Genomic DNA, 15,825 nt, shown 5'->3' with positions numbered 1-15,825 from the left:
TTTATAGAAAGGAAGTTTACCTGTCACTATGATTTTTAAAGTTTACTATCAAGAAGACCAGATTCGCAACCCTAAGCGTGAGGACACGAAGTCCCTTTACATCGATGCTGAAACGGAAGTTGACGCACGCGCTTTGGTCGCTGCTAATACCAAGCACAACATCGAATTCATCGAACCACTAGAGGGCAAGTTCCTTGAATACGAACAACAAGATCCAAATTACGAATTGACGGAGTTTAATCAATGAAAAAACTAAACGTCAAAAATAACGAAACTGCAATTTTTGGCGTTGGTGGTCTTGGTGAAATCGGGAAAAACACTTACGGGATTCAATTTCAGGATGAAATCATCCTCATTGATGCCGGCATCAAGTTCCCCGAAGACGAGTTACTTGGAATCGATTATGTGATTCCTGATTACCACTACCTCGTTGCCAACCAGCAAAAAATCAAGGCACTTGTCATCACCCACGGTCACGAAGACCACATCGGTGGGGTTCCTTACCTTTTAAAGGATCTTAATGTGCCAATTTATGCCGGGCCACTAGCGCTTGCCCTCATTAAAAACAAATTGGATGAACACGGTCTGTTACGGACAACCGAACTGCACGAAATCAACGAGGACACCGTCCTTAAGTTCCGTAAGACTAGCGTTTCGTTCTTTAGAACCACCCACTCGATTCCAGATACCTTAGGGATCGCAGTGCACACCCCATCTGGCGTTATTGTCCAGACTGGGGACTTTAAGTTCGATCTGACACCAGTTACTAACCAGCCGCCTAACCTACAACGGATGGCTCGGCTTGGTGAAGAAGGCGTCCTTTGTCTGATGGCCGACAGTACCAATGCCGAACGTCCCATCTGGACGAAGTCTGAAAAATGGGTCGGCAAATCAATTCGAAAGATTTTTGATCAAGTTGAAGGCCGGATTATTTTTGCCACCTTCGCCTCAAACATCTCCCGAATCGAAACCGCCTGTGAAACAGCCTTGGCTCACGGTCGTAAGATTGCCGTCTTTGGTCGAAGCATGGAAGCCGCTATCGTTAACGGTCGTGAACTCGGCTACCTCAACATCCCTGATGAAGCGTTGGTTGACGCCAACGATCTTCGTTCACTCCCTGCCAACAAGGTCATGATCCTTTGTACGGGTTCTCAGGGTGAACCGATGGCTGCGCTATCACGAATCGCTAACGGTACCCACCGTCAAATTTCAATTCAACCCGATGATACGGTTATTTTCTCAAGTAACCCAATTCCTGGGAACACTGTGAGTGTTAACCACGTCATCAACGAATTGGAAGAAGCAGGTGCCAACGTCATTCATGGTAAGGTCAATAACATCCATACTTCTGGTCACGGTGGCCAAGAAGAACAAAAACTGATGCTGCGGTTGATGAAACCGAAGTATTTCATGCCAATTCACGGTGAATACCGGATGTTAAAGATCCATACCGAATTAGCTGAGCAATGTGGCGTCCCACTTGACCATAGTTTTATTATGGAAAACGGTGACGTCTTGGCCTTAACTAAGGACTCTGCTCGAATCGCAGGTCACTTTACCGCTGGCGATGTTTACATTGACGGCAGTGGTATCGGCGATATCGGCAACGTTGTTCTCCGTGATCGCCAATTACTTTCTGAAGAAGGTCTCGTTGTCGTTGTCGCAACGATCAACTTAAAGGATAAAATTATCCAGGCTGGCCCAGACCTCCTTTCACGTGGTTTTGTTTACATGCGTGAATCAGGTGAATTGTTAAACGAAGGCCGTCGGTTGGTCTTCTCAACGATTCGTCGGGCAATGCGTTCCAAGAAAGCAAACGAAGCTTCAATTCGAAACGCCATCATTGATGACCTTCAGAATTTCCTTTACGAGAAAACTGAACGTCACCCAATGATTTTACCAATGTTAATTATGGATTAACCCTAGATTACGCAATTCAAGTCGAATTGCGTAATCTTTTTTTAACTTTCAATTCTTCAATCTAGCCCAAACGAAAAAAGTCCGTTATAATGTACGAGTATGATTTTCGAGAGGATGGGTGTTAAGGTGTCAGTGAGTTTTTACATTATCTTAAATGAAACGGCTGGAAACGGTCGTGCAAAGGGTCTTTGGCCGGAAATTAAGGCGGTTTTAAATCAACGCCAGTTATCCTATCAGTTGACGCGAACGCAATATCCAGGCCACGCGTCCGAATTAGCACGCCAATTTGCCAAACAAGCCTCAGGCCAGCAGTTGACCAATTCTGTGGTTCTCGCAATTGGTGGTGATGGCACGCTTCACGAAACCTTGAACGGATTGATTTCCGCTCACCTTAACACCCCGATACCAATTGCTTGTCTGCCCGTTGGTCTCAATAATAATTTTGCCAAGGGTTTGAACATGGCCACTAATTGGCGCGCTGCTCTAAATCAAATTATAAACTGTACGGCTAGGAACACCGTTACCATCGGGACCTATATCGACACCAGTAAACAAACTACCGGTGCGTTCACAAACAACGTGGGTATCGGTTTCGATGCAGCCGTGGTTAATAGTGCTAATAGCACGAAGACGAAATCGATCCTCAGTCGCCTACACCTCAATAAACTCCGAATTCTCGCAGCAATTATTGGCGTGTGCTACAACCAAACTGCATTTCCAATGACCGTTCACGTTGGCCGTCACCGGGATATGTACCCTAAAGCTTATCTGGTAACAATTGCCAACCACCCCTACTTCGGGAACGGTCTCAAGGTTGTGCCGTCTGCTTCAATCAGCGAACCCGCTTTAGATTTAATTGTGATTGAAAAAAAGCACCTCCCACAATTGATTTATATCGGCTTTATGATTTTACTTGGTAAACACTTGAAGCTTAAAGCGGTTCATCACTATCATGAGCCAAAACTGCACCTCGTCGTTCCGGCAATCGAATACGGTCAAACCGATGGTGAAGAGCTGGGTGGTCGTTACTGGGATACCTACTTCGAATCAACCACTTATCCTTTTTGGATTGATCCAACCATTTAAACTACACTAATCACACACCCCCGCGGATACCTACCTTGGTATCTACGGGGGTGTTTATTGAATTGATTATTTTGGCGAAACAAAAAGAGCCTCCATTTTCGGAAAGCTCTTAGTCTTCAGACGCCGCCATGGCCTCTAAAATCATATTCAAGTTAGCACACTTGTCGGAAAGATCCTTCATCGCGCGCCCATACTTAGGTTCAATCGTCACCGTTTGGTCGGTGGGTTGCACCTGTTTGCATTCAGTTAACTTCAGTTCGTCAAGTTGATGATTCGCTAATCGGTATTCAGTGAGAATTTCTAGTCGATTACTCATCGGATTACACCCCTTTATCTCAGCATAATTAATTAAGTAATTTTTTAATAATTTAAAAAACAAAAATGACTATAACACCAATACCCCAAATTGTGAACTAAGTTTTTCGTAAAGCTTCTTATTAATCTCTAACTATTATTATCCGTTGACCGTTCCGGCAAAGCTTGGTGCGAAATACTTACTGATCGTCGCAATTTGGACGTTTTCGCCAGGAACTGGTGCATTGACGTACTCGTTGTTACCAATGTAGATGCCCACGTGGTAAGTCGCACCACTGGCACCCCAGAACAACAGGTCGCCTGGGACTGCTGAGCTAACAGAGTGCTTTGACACCATCTTTTCTTGTGCAACAGTGTTATGTGGCAGGCTAACACCAGTCGTGTGTGCGTAGACGTACTGCGTCAATCCTGAGCAGTCCATGCCCTTTAACGACGCACCGCCCCAAACGTAAGGGATGTTCTTCGAAACCAAACTAACCGCATAACTAGCAACGGAAGTCGTTGCGGCGGCGTCCGCTTTAGTAGTCGTTGCCTTGGTAGTTGTTGAAGCTGTTGCGGCTTTAGTTGTTGTTTTCTTTGTTGTGGTTGCTGATTTCGTTGCCTTAGGCGTGGTTGTTGCTGTTGCTGAAGAAGATGCGGTGCTCGTTGCAGCAGCCTTCTTAACAGCTAATTTTTGACCAACAGCAATCATGTCGCTCTTCAAGCCGTTCCATTGCTTTAATTGAGCGATCGTCACGCCGTATTTTTTGCTAACCTTCCAGAGTGTATCTCCAGATTTTACGGTGTATGTAGATGCGGTTGCAGTTGATGTTGACGATAAGCTGCTAACAGATGCAGCAGCTGCGTTCGCCTTTTTTGTCGTGGTTTTAGTTGTCGTCGTTGTTGTGTTAGTGGTCGTTGCCTTACTACTTGATAAGACTAACTTTTGACCTGCATAAATAACCCCGTTCTTAAGGTGGTTACTCTTCTCTAATTGGCTCATAGAGACGCCGTACTTGGTGGCAAGTTGCCAGACGGTATCCCCCGATTTTACTGTAACCGTCTTAGCACTTGCAGATTGCACAGGCCCGGCTAACATGAAGCCAGCGGCCCCAATCATACCAGCCGTGATGACTTTTACAGATGTGTGTTGTTTTCCCAAATCGGATCACCCCTCCTGTTTTATCGCGTTTTTCAGCGTTCGGTGATGGCGCTTTTATAGAATTACAAATTTATCTTAACACATTTTCTAAATTTTTCCCCAAAAAGCTTAAGAATCCCTTGCGATACGATGGATTTTTCATGGCATTTGTTACCGTTTTCTAAATGCAAATCCTAATGTACCGGGCTTTAGCTCCCACATTTATGTCAACGTTACGGTCACGTTACAAGTTTGTGACAGAATCAACATTCCACAATTCTATTCTAATATCAAACATTCTATCTAGTATTGTTTCATTTCTGTAGGGTTTTAGTGCTTCCATTTGTGCTTCTATTTGTGCTTACGTTTATGTCCAGCGTAAGCATGTTTAGTTTGTGAAGTGATTCTGGTTTTGAATTGTGGGAGGATGCCGCGGGAAGCTCCGGCGCTATGCGAGGCTGGAACGCAGTGGCGGGCCTACGAGCTAGGAATGGGCAAAAAACGCCCATGCCGGATCTCTCCGGACCCGCGTATGACTAAAGCACTCGCAGCCCGAACCCCACGGACTACGACTGCTTAAGTCATACCGACACTGCTGAGCCTCGCGCGCCTCCGCCTCCCGCTACATGGTGCGCTGTCGATAACAGAACATCTGGCTGTCACATTCTGAAGTTGACGGAACCGCGTGACGAAACCGTTAGCTGGTACTTCAACAACTGCAGAAACGATTGTGGTCAATGTACAGTAACCGCAATAAGTCAACGATTGTACGCATACTATTGCGTGTCACATTTGGCAAAACAAATCGTTGTAATTTCGTAGTCAAACGTGCAGTTAAACACTTGAGATGCTCTGCAATAGCGCCGAATTGCGCAATGTGAGATGCAGGTAGTCAACTAGGTGGATGCTGTGTCGCGATAATTGGTGGTTGTTGACGAACTTTCAACAACCGCCGATTATCGGGGACGAATTGAAGACTCGCACGATTTTTGGCGAGGCTTCAATTCGAGGGCTGAGACCGCCTTTTGGCTCAGGCCGGCCCCACAGCAGGAACCTAGTTGACTACCGGAATCGACAGTTCAAGCAAATCACCATACTTCACAAACTAAACAGAAGGATGCTTACGCTGGACACAAACGTAAATAAACACAAAAAAACCGATCAGCTCATTCAGCCAATCGGTTCACTACTATATTAATTGTTAAAACAAATTCGTAAAGAAGTTAACGATTGCTTGCCAGATTCGGTTCAAGAAGCCCATGATGCCGCTAGTATCAGCGGAGCTGGCAAAGTCTTTGATTTTAGCCATGCTATCACCGACTGAGTTCTTTAAGTTGTTGGCAACTTGCTTGGCGTTATCAACATAACTCGACGTTGATGAGACCGGCGCCTTTTGGACCGCGCTCAGGGCAACGACTAGTTGGTTGATAACGGTTGTTGACGTCTGCGATTGAATACCTTGTTTGGCTAAGGCCTCGTCCAGCATCTGCTTAATTTCGGCCTTTGTCGCATACTGGTTATCATCTTGACGCTTTTTAGCCAAGTCTGACGACACATCACCCACGGCGGACATTAACTTCCCCGGGTATTTTTTATCGCTTGAATTTTGGTTGATCGCTGGTTGGGTTGCTTCCAGCACGCTATTGGCGGCTTGAGTGTTTTGCTGGTTCAAAGTTAAGCCATCCGCAGCCAGCGCCTTATAAACGCCCGTTAAGGCCGATTCACCGGAAACCGCCTTATCAGCTGTCACGGTAATGATCACGTCTTTAACCCCCGCCATTGTTGCAACCATGGCATACTGTTGCGACGTCACCTGTGTAATGTTATCCGCGCCGTTATATTGCGCAATATTGACCTTCACGCCGGAACCCGGATCAGCCGGTGCCAGTGAAACGGAGCTGATCATGCTAGCATCCGTTGTGCCCGCAGAATTGATATATGTCGCATAGTCCGATCCGGTTACCGTTAAACTTTGATAATTGGACTGAACCCCCAGTGCTTTCGCAACGGCGTCCTTATCCTCTGAAGCTAAGCCGGCGCCATAGGCAACGTACGGCTTCGAGAGAGCTTTGGTTTGGACTGCACTACCACTGTCATCGCTACTGCTATCGCTGTTAACATCACTGTTTGCAGTGGTGCTAGTCGTCGTAGTATCAGCAGTTGCCGTATCGGCATGAACAAGTTGTGGTACGCCAGTCCCTAGTAAGAGTAATAGTGCCCCGCAAATCAGGCCAGTGCGAACCGTCGTTTTCATTCTTATTCCTCATTTCACTTTAGGTTATGCCTAGTGTAGCACGTTCTAAAAAAGACCGCCGTTTCCGGTAGTCTTCTTAACAAAACTATATTAATTCTGTAACGCAGTCGCCAGTTCAGCGCCAATTGACGACAGCAACGTTAACGCATCTTGTCGGTGTTCAAACCCCTGCGTTAAAATCGCAACGTCAAACTGCCCAGATGCCGTCTTAAATCGAGCAACATCGTGGTCAATCAATGGTCCCTCACCCGTTTTATTTGCCACTTGAATCGTCGAAGTGGTTTCATCAAAACTAGCTGGTAACTTATAACGAAACTGCTGGTTTAACAACCACGGCAGTACAACAGGATGTTCACGTAACAGGTACCGCAAAATCCCCACCGCATCCGCCGCTGAGATCTGATTTTCATGGCCAGCGGCAGCCGCAGTACCATCCATTAATAACCGATTCAGCTGCGTCTGTTGAAAGTGATGCACAGCCAACCACTGATTCACCGCCGGCATCGTGACCAATTCAATCAATAAATTGGTCGCGTAATTGTCCGAAACCGAAATCATGAGTGCCATCACATCGCGTAACGGCATCGTTGTGGCATGCAGAAGTTGTAACACACCCGCACCACCCACTTTTGGTGAAAGTGTCATTGAAATGGGTTGATCAAGATCTGGTTGTTGGTCTAACAGCGTCGCCAAAATCGCCAGCTTAATGGTCGAGGCCGCTGGATAGCTTACCTGTTCACGAGTCGCCCAGATGCACTGCTCACCCTGCCAAACACAACCGGCAACCAACGACTCATACGGCGCCACTAACGTCGTCAGCCGATCAGCTAAGCTCATCGCCAATACCTCCGAGCAGCAACATACTCGGGTGCGTACCGCATCTCCGTTAACTTCGCAATATCGACAGATTTGCCTGGTGTGCGGGACTGAATCATCCGCCCGTCACCATAGTACATCCCCACGTGGTGTACATAACCTTTACCATGTTCATAAGCAAAGAATAGTAAATCGCCTGGCATCAGATCTTCAGGTGCAACTGGCTGACCACCTAACCGTTGATCATCAGCGTCTCGGGGAATATCAAACCCCAGTACCCGATGTAACGTATACATAAAGCCAGAACAGTCGAATCCGTATGGTGATATACCAGCCCAGAGATATCGAAGGCCCATAAATTGTTGCGCCATATCAACCATCTTGGCACCGTTATTTTCACCCTTTGCAGTAACGATGATACTCGTTTTTTCGATATAGCCATCACCAAGGGGCGTTGCAACCTTGATCCAGTCGCCATCAACGGCAATTTCACTAAGTTCGGTGCCCATCGTAATTTCAAAAATCGGTTGCTTTTCCGCATCATACAACGTGGTGAACGGCACAGCAATCCGAAGTCGAGAAGTGGTTGCTGGATAATCAACCGTTGTCGTTGATAATAACTTTAACGGTAACCACCCCTTGTACCCTCGTGGATCCGAATCGTCTTGCTGGCTCGTTAAATAAACCTGAGCCCACGACCCTTCTACGTGAGCAAGAATCACCTCATCATTAAACGTTGCCTGAGTCTCCAAGCGCTTAGCATCACATAAGTCGATTGTCTGCTCATCAGACATCTGAGCGACCCACTTCTTCGTTTCGCCCGCTAACGCCAATTCATCGATTGACCGCGGCTTATCCGTACCAGTCCACATTGTGGCAACGGGTACGATCACGCGTCTGGTTTCCATTCTCCCTCACCCCATTACTTGGTTTCAAATTCAATGCCGAGACCGGCGGCGTCCGGAATCGTAATGAGTCCGCCTTGGTGCGTAATACCGCCAGTCGTCGGTTGATTCTTAAACATCATTGCAGCGTCTAAATCATAGTAGACGATGTTTTGCTTGGCAGCTGCCATTTGAGCCGCTGCAGTAACTGAAACTTGTGACTCGATCATGCTACCGACCATGCACGGTACTCCGAAGGCGGCCGCAAGCGTATTGATTTTAAGTGCATTATCAATGCCACCAGCCTTCATTAGCTTTAGATTAATAATATCACAACCCGCCATTTTCAAGAGTCGTAACGCATCTTTGACGGAAAAAATACTCTCATCCGCCATAATTGGAATCGGCGTCCGGTCAGTCACGTAGGCCATGCCTTCAAAATCGTCCGCTGGTACAGGTTGTTCAACGAGCTCAATGTCTAAGCCGTCATCAACCATCTGGTTAATCGCCACCACCGCCTGCTTTGCTCGCCAGCCCTGATTAGCATCCAATCGTAACTTAATATCCGGACCAACTGCTTCTCGAATCGCGCGGACCTGTTTTAAATCTTCAAATGGTGACTGGTTGCCAACTTTCACTTTTAAGGTATCGAAACCTTCAGCAACGAGCGCAGTTGCGTGGCTCACCATTGCATCCGTTGTCCCAACACTAACGGTATAATCTGTGCGAACTTGGGTACGATAGCCACCCAGATATTCGGCCAGCGAAACGCCCGCATGTTTGGCCAATAAATCATTTACTGCAATGTTCAAGGCAGCTTTGGGGCTGTGATTACCCACGATCCCGGTTTCAATCGTCTGCTTCAACGCCTCCGCATTACCTAATGATGCCCCAATCACCTTGGGTGCTAACACCGTCTCGATTGCGTAACGAATACTTGCACTAGTATCACCAGTAATCGCCGCAGTTGGGGCCGCTTCCCCCAAACCAACCACGCCATCTGAATCGGTAACCTTCACTAATAAGCTTTCGGCGGTCGTGACCGTCCGAAGCGCCGTCTTAAACGGTGACTTTAACGGCACCGCAATTGGAAATACTTGAATTGATTTAATGGTTGCTGACATATGAACCATCCCTCTTTCTCTCATTACTTTATTACCAATTTATCATAAATAAGGACTAACTTCAGCCAAATTCATAAAATCGTGCTTGAATCGACCGTTATTTTGTTAACGCCCCTAAAACTGACGGTGAAAACCGGAACCGTTTCCGCTGATAACTGATGGTGCCAGCAGCAACCAGCTTATTCACGACTTGCCCAGCAGTCTCTCTGGTCGTCCCACTAATATGAGCTAGTTCAATCAACGTCATCGGGTACGGAATTTCGATTTCGGTCTCGTTGATTGGCTGACCAAGGTCGGTGCCCAAAATTAAAAGCGCCTGCTGAACGCGTCTGGCAGCACTTGAAGTCACCATTCGCTGTAACCGGGTTTCGGTCCGTTCAATCAACTGACTCATTTGGCGAATCACCTGCTGACTGACGGCTCTATTTTCAGCCACAACGGTTTCAAAATCGGCCATATCGAACACCGCAATCGTAATTGGCGTTAGTGCCATCGCAGTGTAGGGATAATCCGGATCTAAATCAAGCCCCCGGTACGGAAACGCTTTTTGTGCCTTGACGTAGTTGATGAAACTAAAACTACCGCTGGCATCCACCCGTTCAAGTCGGATGACGCCCTTAATCACGTAGTAAAATCGGTCCCGGCGGTCACCCTGATCAAATAAAATCTGCCCCTTGGCATATTGTTTGACCTGTAAGTGGGTCGTTAATTGATCAAACTCCTGTGTTTCGAAGGCCCTAAACTCTGCTTGCTGCTTTAAAAATGCCCGGTACGTCGTCGCTGATTGCGTTTGAGTCACGATTGATTGTCCGCCCTTTCGCTACGTAAAAACAGGTCACCCCGCCGGTAATCCCGACGACGTCACCTGTTTACTCATTCATTGGTACTCATCATTGTAATGGGTTACTTCTTGCCCCATTATACCGCGGTTAAGTCTCGGAGGGAAACCCCAACCACAGCGTGCTCAATTCATTCAACGATCAATCATGGGTCGTTGTCGTGAGTTCATCATCAGGGCGCGTCGCATCACGGACATCTGCTGAAATGACCGTGCCACTCCCAGTTGCTAAAAACTCACCAATGTTTTCTAACGACGTCACCACTGCCTGACCAGCTGGGCGATGTTCAACGAATTGAATTGCCGCTTCAACCTTCGGTAGCATGCTCCCCTTGGCAAATTGATCTTCGGCAATGTACCGCTTCAAGTCACTGACCGACACCTGCGTTAACTGCTGTTGGTTTGGTTGATTAAAGTTAACGAAGATGTGATCTACCGCCGTTAGGATAATCAACAGATCTGCGCCAACGAGTTCGGCCAGTTTCTCCGACGCAAAATCCTTATCGATTACGGCTTCTCGGCCAACTAATCGATTGCCTTCACGAACCACCGGCACACCACCGCCACCAACTGAGATTGGCACGATTCCCGCTTTAACCAGTTGGTTGACCACGCCAGCTTCCTTCACGCCAATTGGGCGAGGTGACGCTACCACCCGTCGATAACCTCGACCGGCATCCTCAACAAACTGCTGTTCTGGATGGGCAACCTTCAGTTCATCGACCGCGGCTTTCGTATAAAACGGTCCAATCGGTTTCGTGGGGTGCTTAAAGGCTGGATCATCAGCACTGACTTCAACCTGTGTCACCACGGATGCAACGTCAACTTCAAGGCCGTTTTCAGCAATCACTTCCGCCATCGCGTTTTGCATCCAGTAACCGATACTGCCCTGGGTCATTGCAACAGCTGTATCCAGAGGCATCGGTGGATTCTGCTCACTTGCACCGGCCGCTTGTTGTAACAGTAAGTTACCGACTTGAGGCCCGTTGCCGTGTGAAATAATGAGTTGATCACCCTGTTTAATGAACTCCACTAGGTATTTTGCCGTCGCAAGTAGTGCTTGCTGTTGCGCTTGGGCGGAAGCATCGTGTGCTAAAATGGCGTTTCCACCAAGGGCGACCACAATTTTACGATTTGTCATGAAAATCAGCGTCCTTTCTGGATTGTCATCGAATCTGCGTTGATCATTGTCGTTTTGGTTAAACAAAGAGCCAAGTGACGTTGTCCGCTCACCTGGCTCACTGATTGACTTTAGTCCGCAATTACCGGAAATGGCAGTCCGCGACCAAGTCTCATTAGTTGACTATCCGTTAGCGTTAAACGCGTGGGATAAACAAATTGCCTAAGGTTGCAGCCATGATTGCTTTGATGGAGTGCATCCGGTTTTCAGCTTCTTCAAACTGACGACCATACTTGCTCCGGAAGACTTCATCCGTAATTTCCATTTCAGTAATACCGTATTTAGCTTCAATTTCCTTACCATATTCAGTGGTTGTATCATGGAAGGCTGGTAAGCAGTGCATCACGATCAATTGATCATCAGGGGTGCCCGTCTTCTTCAACGCTGCCATGTTCACTTGGTAAGGGGTCAATAACTTAACCCGTTCTTCCCAGTTACTTTCACCCATTGATACCCAAACGTCGGTATAAATGATGTTGGTGCCCTTCATCCCTTCATCAAGGTCATCGGTGATCAAAATATGAGCGCCGGATTCAGCCGCAAACTTGTTGGCTAACGCTTCAATTTCTGGCGCTGGGTGTAATTCCTTTGGCGCTACGATGTGGATGTTCACCCCAAGAATCGCACCGGTTACAAGCAGTGAGTTGGCCACGTTGTTCCGACCGTCGCCCATGAACGTTAACGTTAGGCCCTTCAAGTGACCAAAGTTTTCCTTAACGGTCATGAAGTCAGCAATCATTTGAGTTGGGTGCCATTCGTCGGTCAATCCATTCCAAACTGGCACGCCAGAGAATTCAGCTAATTGTTCCACCGCTTTTTGGCTAAAGCCCCGGAACTCGATACCATCAAACATGCTGCCAAGAACCTTGGCCGTATCTTCAACTGACTCCTTCTTACCAAGTTGAATATCGTTGGCCCCAAGGAATTCAGGGTGAGCGCCTAAATCAATTGCAGCGGTCGTGAATGCTGACCGGGTTCTTGTTGACGTTTTTTCAAACAACAGGGCAATGTTTTTGCCTTCCAAGTAGTGGTGTGGAATCCCCGCTTTTTTAAGGGCCTTTAAGTGTAACCCGAAGTCTACCAGGTACTCGAGTTCAGCCGCTGTAAAGTCTTTTTCAGCCAGTAGTGACCGTCCTTGAAAAACGCTATTTTTAAAGTCTGTCATAATAATGATCTCCTTTTCGATTTATAGGTCTTCACGAACAAGTGGCATACTCATACAACGTGGGCCGCCACGACCCCTTGATAGTTCGCTGGAAAGCACTTCCAGTACCTTGAGACCATGTTCGCGGAGAACTTGGTTTGATACATAGTTTCTATTATAGGTAACTACCACGCCGGGGGCAATCGCTAATGTGTTCGATCCGTCATTCCATTGTTCCCGATCCGCAATTAATGGATCGCCACCACCCGTTGGAATTAAGTCGAGGTCGTCTAGATTTAACGCCTGTTTGAGCACCCGTTTCAAATCACGGTCGTGCTCAAGGTGTAGTTCACCGTCATTGCCAAGCGTAATCGTCCAAGTATCAATTTGACCACCCTCGCCCAAAATCCCGGGATGTACCGTAAATTGATCTGTGTTAATCATCGTAAATACGGTATCCAAATGCATCATGGCGTGGTTGTGCGGAATTCGAATTGCCAGCACTTTTTCAAAACCACTATCTTTGGCAAACAGGTTACGCGCGATATCTTCGATTGCATTGGCAGATGTCCGTTCCGAAACACCGATAGCAATCACGGTATCACTAAGAACCAGCTCATCACCACCTTCGATTCGAGTCGTTTGATTCCGATCCCGCCACACATTCACGCCTTGATCAGCAAAGCGTGGGTGGTGGTTAATGATGGTTTCCATAAAGAGTGATTCCCGTTGCCGAGCTGGGAACGTCATGTGATTAATACTAAGCCCGTCACCGATTGAAGCTGCTGGATCCCGGGTAAAGTATAGGTTTGGCATTGGATCCATGAAGAACGGATAATCCTGTTCTTCAGCCGCACTAACGAGGTCGAGTGGCACAAAATCCAGTTCGTTTTTGCGAACGCCAGCCATAATTTTAATCACCATTTCTTGGGTGGTCATCGACAGCAGGTAATCTTTTAACACGTGGTGTAAGATGCCAGCCGCATAGCCGGATTCTGCAAGCATTTGAACTAAAAAGGCATCCTTAACGGCTTCACCACCTGCATCTAAGGCTTCAGCAGCTAATTGTTCTAAATACAAAACTTCAACATCGTTGTCCCGCAGCGTTGACGCAAAGTGATCGTGCTCCTGCTGGGCGACCGGTAAGTAAGGGATATCATCAAATAGAAGACGGGGCATCATTTCAGGTGTAAAGTTTTCAACTTCAGCGCCAGGCCGTTTCAACATAACAACGTCTAATTTACCGATTTCAGATGTAACGTGAATTGGGGTTTTCATAGTGCGTCCCTCCTATCTCTTTTGAACAACTTTATGATAAACCGAACACCAACCCACTATCTGGAAGTTGGTCACATTCAAAATGTGAAATCGGTCACACTTTAATATGTGACGAAAGTGTGACTTTGAATCATGACGCTGAGGCCTAGTTTTAACCGTGGCCGTCATAAAATATTCATATTTCAATGCGTAAAATTAGAGAATTAAAATTAGATTAAAATAATAATTTCAGCGCAAATCATTGTTAAATATGGGTTAATCGTATAATGTTCATATTTAATTCACACATATTTCACATTTTATTTATGTATATTAACGATTTTTCACTTGTTTTTGTATGTTGCTTTATGCTTGTGTCCAGCGTAAGTGTGCGGAGCGAGGCGGTCAGAAGGCGGCGTGTAACGGCCTCTAAGATAAACTACCGGTTTTTGGTAGTTTGACTTAGAGGCCGTTACACATAGCCTTTTGCCTCGTGTAGCACTATTCGGCGCGGTGGCCAGAAAGCGCGTGGTTGACAAGTTCCTACAACTTCAGGAACCCTAGAAATGACAGTTTAAGTGGCGCCGAATTTTGTAGCCTGAGAGCGCGGATTTTTATGCGGCTTTGACGAGCGAAGCGACGACAAACAGCCAACACCCAAATCGCACCCAATACTTACGCTGGACACAAACGACAGTAAAAGCGCGATGCTAACTAACGCCCAGTCAACATCGCGCTTAAAAATCATTAATTAATTCTGTTCAACCTGCTTTGCAATCACGCTATCCCGTTCAATCAGTTCCAACGGTAATTGCTTATCTTGATGCATCAACCGCGGATTTTGAATCCGTTCGATCAACAATTCAGTCGCAACCTGCCCCATTTCAAATGCCGGTTGGTGAATCGTGGTTAATTTTGGCGTGATAAAATCGGCGAGGTCGATATCATCGTAGCCCATGATCGAAATATCGGCTGGAATCCGAACACCGCGTTCTTGGAAACCACGGTAAACACCAATCGCCATTTCATCGTTGATGGCAAAAATCGCACTCGGTTTTAATCGAAGCAATTCATCGGTTGCCTGATAACCACCCAGCTTCGTCATCGGTGACTGAACCACCATTTCATCCGGTAGTGATAAGCGATACTGCTTCATTACGGATCTGAAACCGTCGATTCGTTGCTGGATGTTTTGGGTGACCTGTTCACCCACCAAGAGGGCAATTCGGCGATGCCCAGCAGCCAGCAGGTATTTTGCCACCATTTGGCCACCCTTATAGTCATCGACCCACACCCGATCCCCAATTTGAGCATCGTTTTGATCAAACAAGAGGTACGGAATGCCGTTTCGGGTTAGAATGCGATCGATATCATTGGCATCTAGCGTTGCACTGGCGATGATGAGGCCGTTAGCCGCCCGTTTAATCAGTTCTTCCAGATACATGCTTTGTAATTCTTGATTCTGGTTGGCATCAAAGATAATTGGAATAAACTTATTATTTTGTGAGGCCTGCTGAATCCCCTTAATAAACATGCTGAAGAACGGGTTCGCTAAATTGGGCACTAACACCCCAATCGTCTGAGTTGAGCGCATAATTAAATTACGTGCGTTATAGTCTGGCACGTAACCGAGTTTTTCTTGAAGTTTCAAGACCCGCGCTTTGGTATCGCTGCTGAAACGGTCACCCTTCCCGTTTAAAATCTGTGAAACTGTCGTGACAGAGACCCCCGCTGCTTCGGCGAGATCTCTGATCGTTACTTTTTGTGTCACGGGTTGCCTCCCACTGCCCAAGCTAGCCGACTAAGTCCCCTTGATCAACTAGCTTGTCGCTTTCGTATATCCGGCTTAACCAACTATTGGCGAGCCGTTATTAATGATATTGTACC

The 15,825-nt window shown here is 46.9% G+C and carries 14 protein-coding genes; 3 read left to right on the top strand and 11 right to left on the bottom strand.

The window, feature by feature from the left end; genetic code table 11:
* The first annotated feature begins 28 nt into the window (after positions 1–28).
* The 3 genes from ACYVR3_RS09060 (at position 29) to ACYVR3_RS09050 (ending at position 3,006) form a co-directional block, all read left to right on the top strand.
* Positions 29–247 (top strand): DNA-directed RNA polymerase subunit epsilon, encoded by a 219-nt coding sequence (locus ACYVR3_RS09060; protein WP_054736100.1) that lies wholly within the window; start codon positions 29–31, stop codon positions 245–247.
* Positions 244–1,920 (top strand): ribonuclease J1, encoded by a 1,677-nt coding sequence (gene rnjA, locus ACYVR3_RS09055; RefSeq protein ID WP_057151648.1) that lies wholly within the window; start codon positions 244–246, stop codon positions 1,918–1,920. The genes ACYVR3_RS09060 and rnjA overlap by 4 nt, the downstream gene beginning before the upstream one ends.
* A gap of 126 nt (positions 1,921–2,046) precedes the next feature.
* Entirely contained in the window at positions 2,047–3,006 is a 960-nt protein-coding gene (locus ACYVR3_RS09050) for a diacylglycerol/lipid kinase family protein (protein WP_461243987.1), read from the top strand.
* 109 nt (positions 3,007–3,115) lie between these two features.
* Here the strand turns inward: ACYVR3_RS09050 and ACYVR3_RS09045 are convergent, their stop codons facing one another.
* The 11 genes from ACYVR3_RS09045 to rbsR all read right to left on the bottom strand — a co-directional run bounded on the left by ACYVR3_RS09045 (position 3,116) and on the right by rbsR (position 15,709).
* Positions 3,116–3,322, bottom strand: coding sequence for a hypothetical protein (locus ACYVR3_RS09045; RefSeq protein WP_054736102.1), 207 nt, complete (start codon positions 3,320–3,322; stop codon positions 3,116–3,118).
* A 138-nt stretch (positions 3,323–3,460) separates the two neighbouring features.
* Positions 3,461–4,462: a C40 family peptidase gene (locus ACYVR3_RS09040; protein WP_461243986.1), complete on the bottom strand. Its 1,002-nt coding sequence runs from the start codon at positions 4,460–4,462 to the stop codon at positions 3,461–3,463.
* Positions 4,463–5,642: 1,180 nt separating this feature from the next.
* Complete coding sequence (locus ACYVR3_RS09035) at positions 5,643–6,695, bottom strand: DUF1002 domain-containing protein (protein ID WP_054736703.1); 1,053 nt, start codon at positions 6,693–6,695, stop codon at positions 5,643–5,645.
* Positions 6,696–6,785: 90 nt separating this feature from the next.
* A complete protein-coding gene (locus tag ACYVR3_RS09030) occupies positions 6,786–7,532 on the bottom strand; it encodes a serine hydrolase (RefSeq protein WP_461243985.1) in 747 nt (248 codons plus the stop codon).
* On the bottom strand, positions 7,529–8,419 hold the full coding sequence (locus ACYVR3_RS09025) for a C40 family peptidase (protein ID WP_461243984.1): 891 nt from the start codon (positions 8,417–8,419) through the stop codon (positions 7,529–7,531). The genes ACYVR3_RS09030 and ACYVR3_RS09025 overlap by 4 nt, the downstream gene beginning before the upstream one ends.
* A 14-nt stretch (positions 8,420–8,433) precedes the next feature.
* On the bottom strand, positions 8,434–9,519 hold the full coding sequence (locus ACYVR3_RS09020) for a mandelate racemase/muconate lactonizing enzyme family protein (protein WP_054736696.1): 1,086 nt from the start codon (positions 9,517–9,519) through the stop codon (positions 8,434–8,436).
* A 97-nt stretch (positions 9,520–9,616) separates the two neighbouring features.
* Positions 9,617–10,318, bottom strand: a complete 702-nt coding sequence (locus ACYVR3_RS09015) for a Crp/Fnr family transcriptional regulator (RefSeq protein ID WP_461243983.1) — start codon at positions 10,316–10,318, stop codon at positions 9,617–9,619.
* Between the two features lie 181 nt (positions 10,319–10,499).
* Positions 10,500–11,498, bottom strand: coding sequence for a carbamate kinase (gene arcC / locus ACYVR3_RS09010; RefSeq protein WP_461243982.1), 999 nt, complete (start codon positions 11,496–11,498; stop codon positions 10,500–10,502).
* A gap of 175 nt (positions 11,499–11,673) precedes the next feature.
* Positions 11,674–12,702: an ornithine carbamoyltransferase gene (gene argF, locus ACYVR3_RS09005; protein ID WP_461243981.1), complete on the bottom strand. Its 1,029-nt coding sequence runs from the start codon at positions 12,700–12,702 to the stop codon at positions 11,674–11,676.
* A gap of 21 nt (positions 12,703–12,723) precedes the next feature.
* Positions 12,724–13,959 carry an arginine deiminase gene (gene arcA, locus ACYVR3_RS09000; RefSeq protein ID WP_054736688.1) on the bottom strand — a complete coding sequence of 412 codons (1,236 nt, stop codon included), beginning with the start codon at positions 13,957–13,959 and terminating at the stop codon, positions 12,724–12,726.
* Between the two features lie 730 nt (positions 13,960–14,689).
* Positions 14,690–15,709 (bottom strand): ribose utilization transcriptional repressor RbsR, encoded by a 1,020-nt coding sequence (gene rbsR / locus ACYVR3_RS08995; protein WP_461243980.1) that lies wholly within the window; start codon positions 15,707–15,709, stop codon positions 14,690–14,692.
* Positions 15,710–15,825: the final 116 nt, after the last annotated feature.

The sequence above is a fragment of the Secundilactobacillus muriivasis genome (assembly GCF_054785195.1).
This window is presented reverse-complemented; position numbering and strand designations above follow the sequence as displayed.

Bases quoted from the DNA above. Each gene is read 5' to 3' on its own strand.
- ACYVR3_RS09060 (WP_054736100.1), top strand. From the start codon at position 29: ATGATTTTTAAAGTTTACTATCAAGAAGACCAGATTCGCAACCCTAAG.
- rnjA (WP_057151648.1), top strand. From the start codon at position 244: ATGAAAAAACTAAACGTCAAAAATAACGAAACTGCAATTTTTGGCGTT.
- ACYVR3_RS09045 (WP_054736102.1), bottom strand. From the start codon at position 3,322: ATGAGTAATCGACTAGAAATTCTCACTGAATACCGATTAGCGAATCAT.
- ACYVR3_RS09035 (WP_054736703.1), bottom strand. From the start codon at position 6,695: ATGAAAACGACGGTTCGCACTGGCCTGATTTGCGGGGCACTATTACTC.
- ACYVR3_RS09030 (WP_461243985.1), bottom strand. From the start codon at position 7,532: ATGAGCTTAGCTGATCGGCTGACGACGTTAGTGGCGCCGTATGAGTCG.
- ACYVR3_RS09025 (WP_461243984.1), bottom strand. From the start codon at position 8,419: ATGGAAACCAGACGCGTGATCGTACCCGTTGCCACAATGTGGACTGGT.
- ACYVR3_RS09020 (WP_054736696.1), bottom strand. From the start codon at position 9,519: ATGTCAGCAACCATTAAATCAATTCAAGTATTTCCAATTGCGGTGCCG.
- arcC (WP_461243982.1), bottom strand. From the start codon at position 11,498: ATGACAAATCGTAAAATTGTGGTCGCCCTTGGTGGAAACGCCATTTTA.
- argF (WP_461243981.1), bottom strand. From the start codon at position 12,702: ATGACAGACTTTAAAAATAGCGTTTTTCAAGGACGGTCACTACTGGCT.
- arcA (WP_054736688.1), bottom strand. From the start codon at position 13,959: ATGAAAACCCCAATTCACGTTACATCTGAAATCGGTAAATTAGACGTT.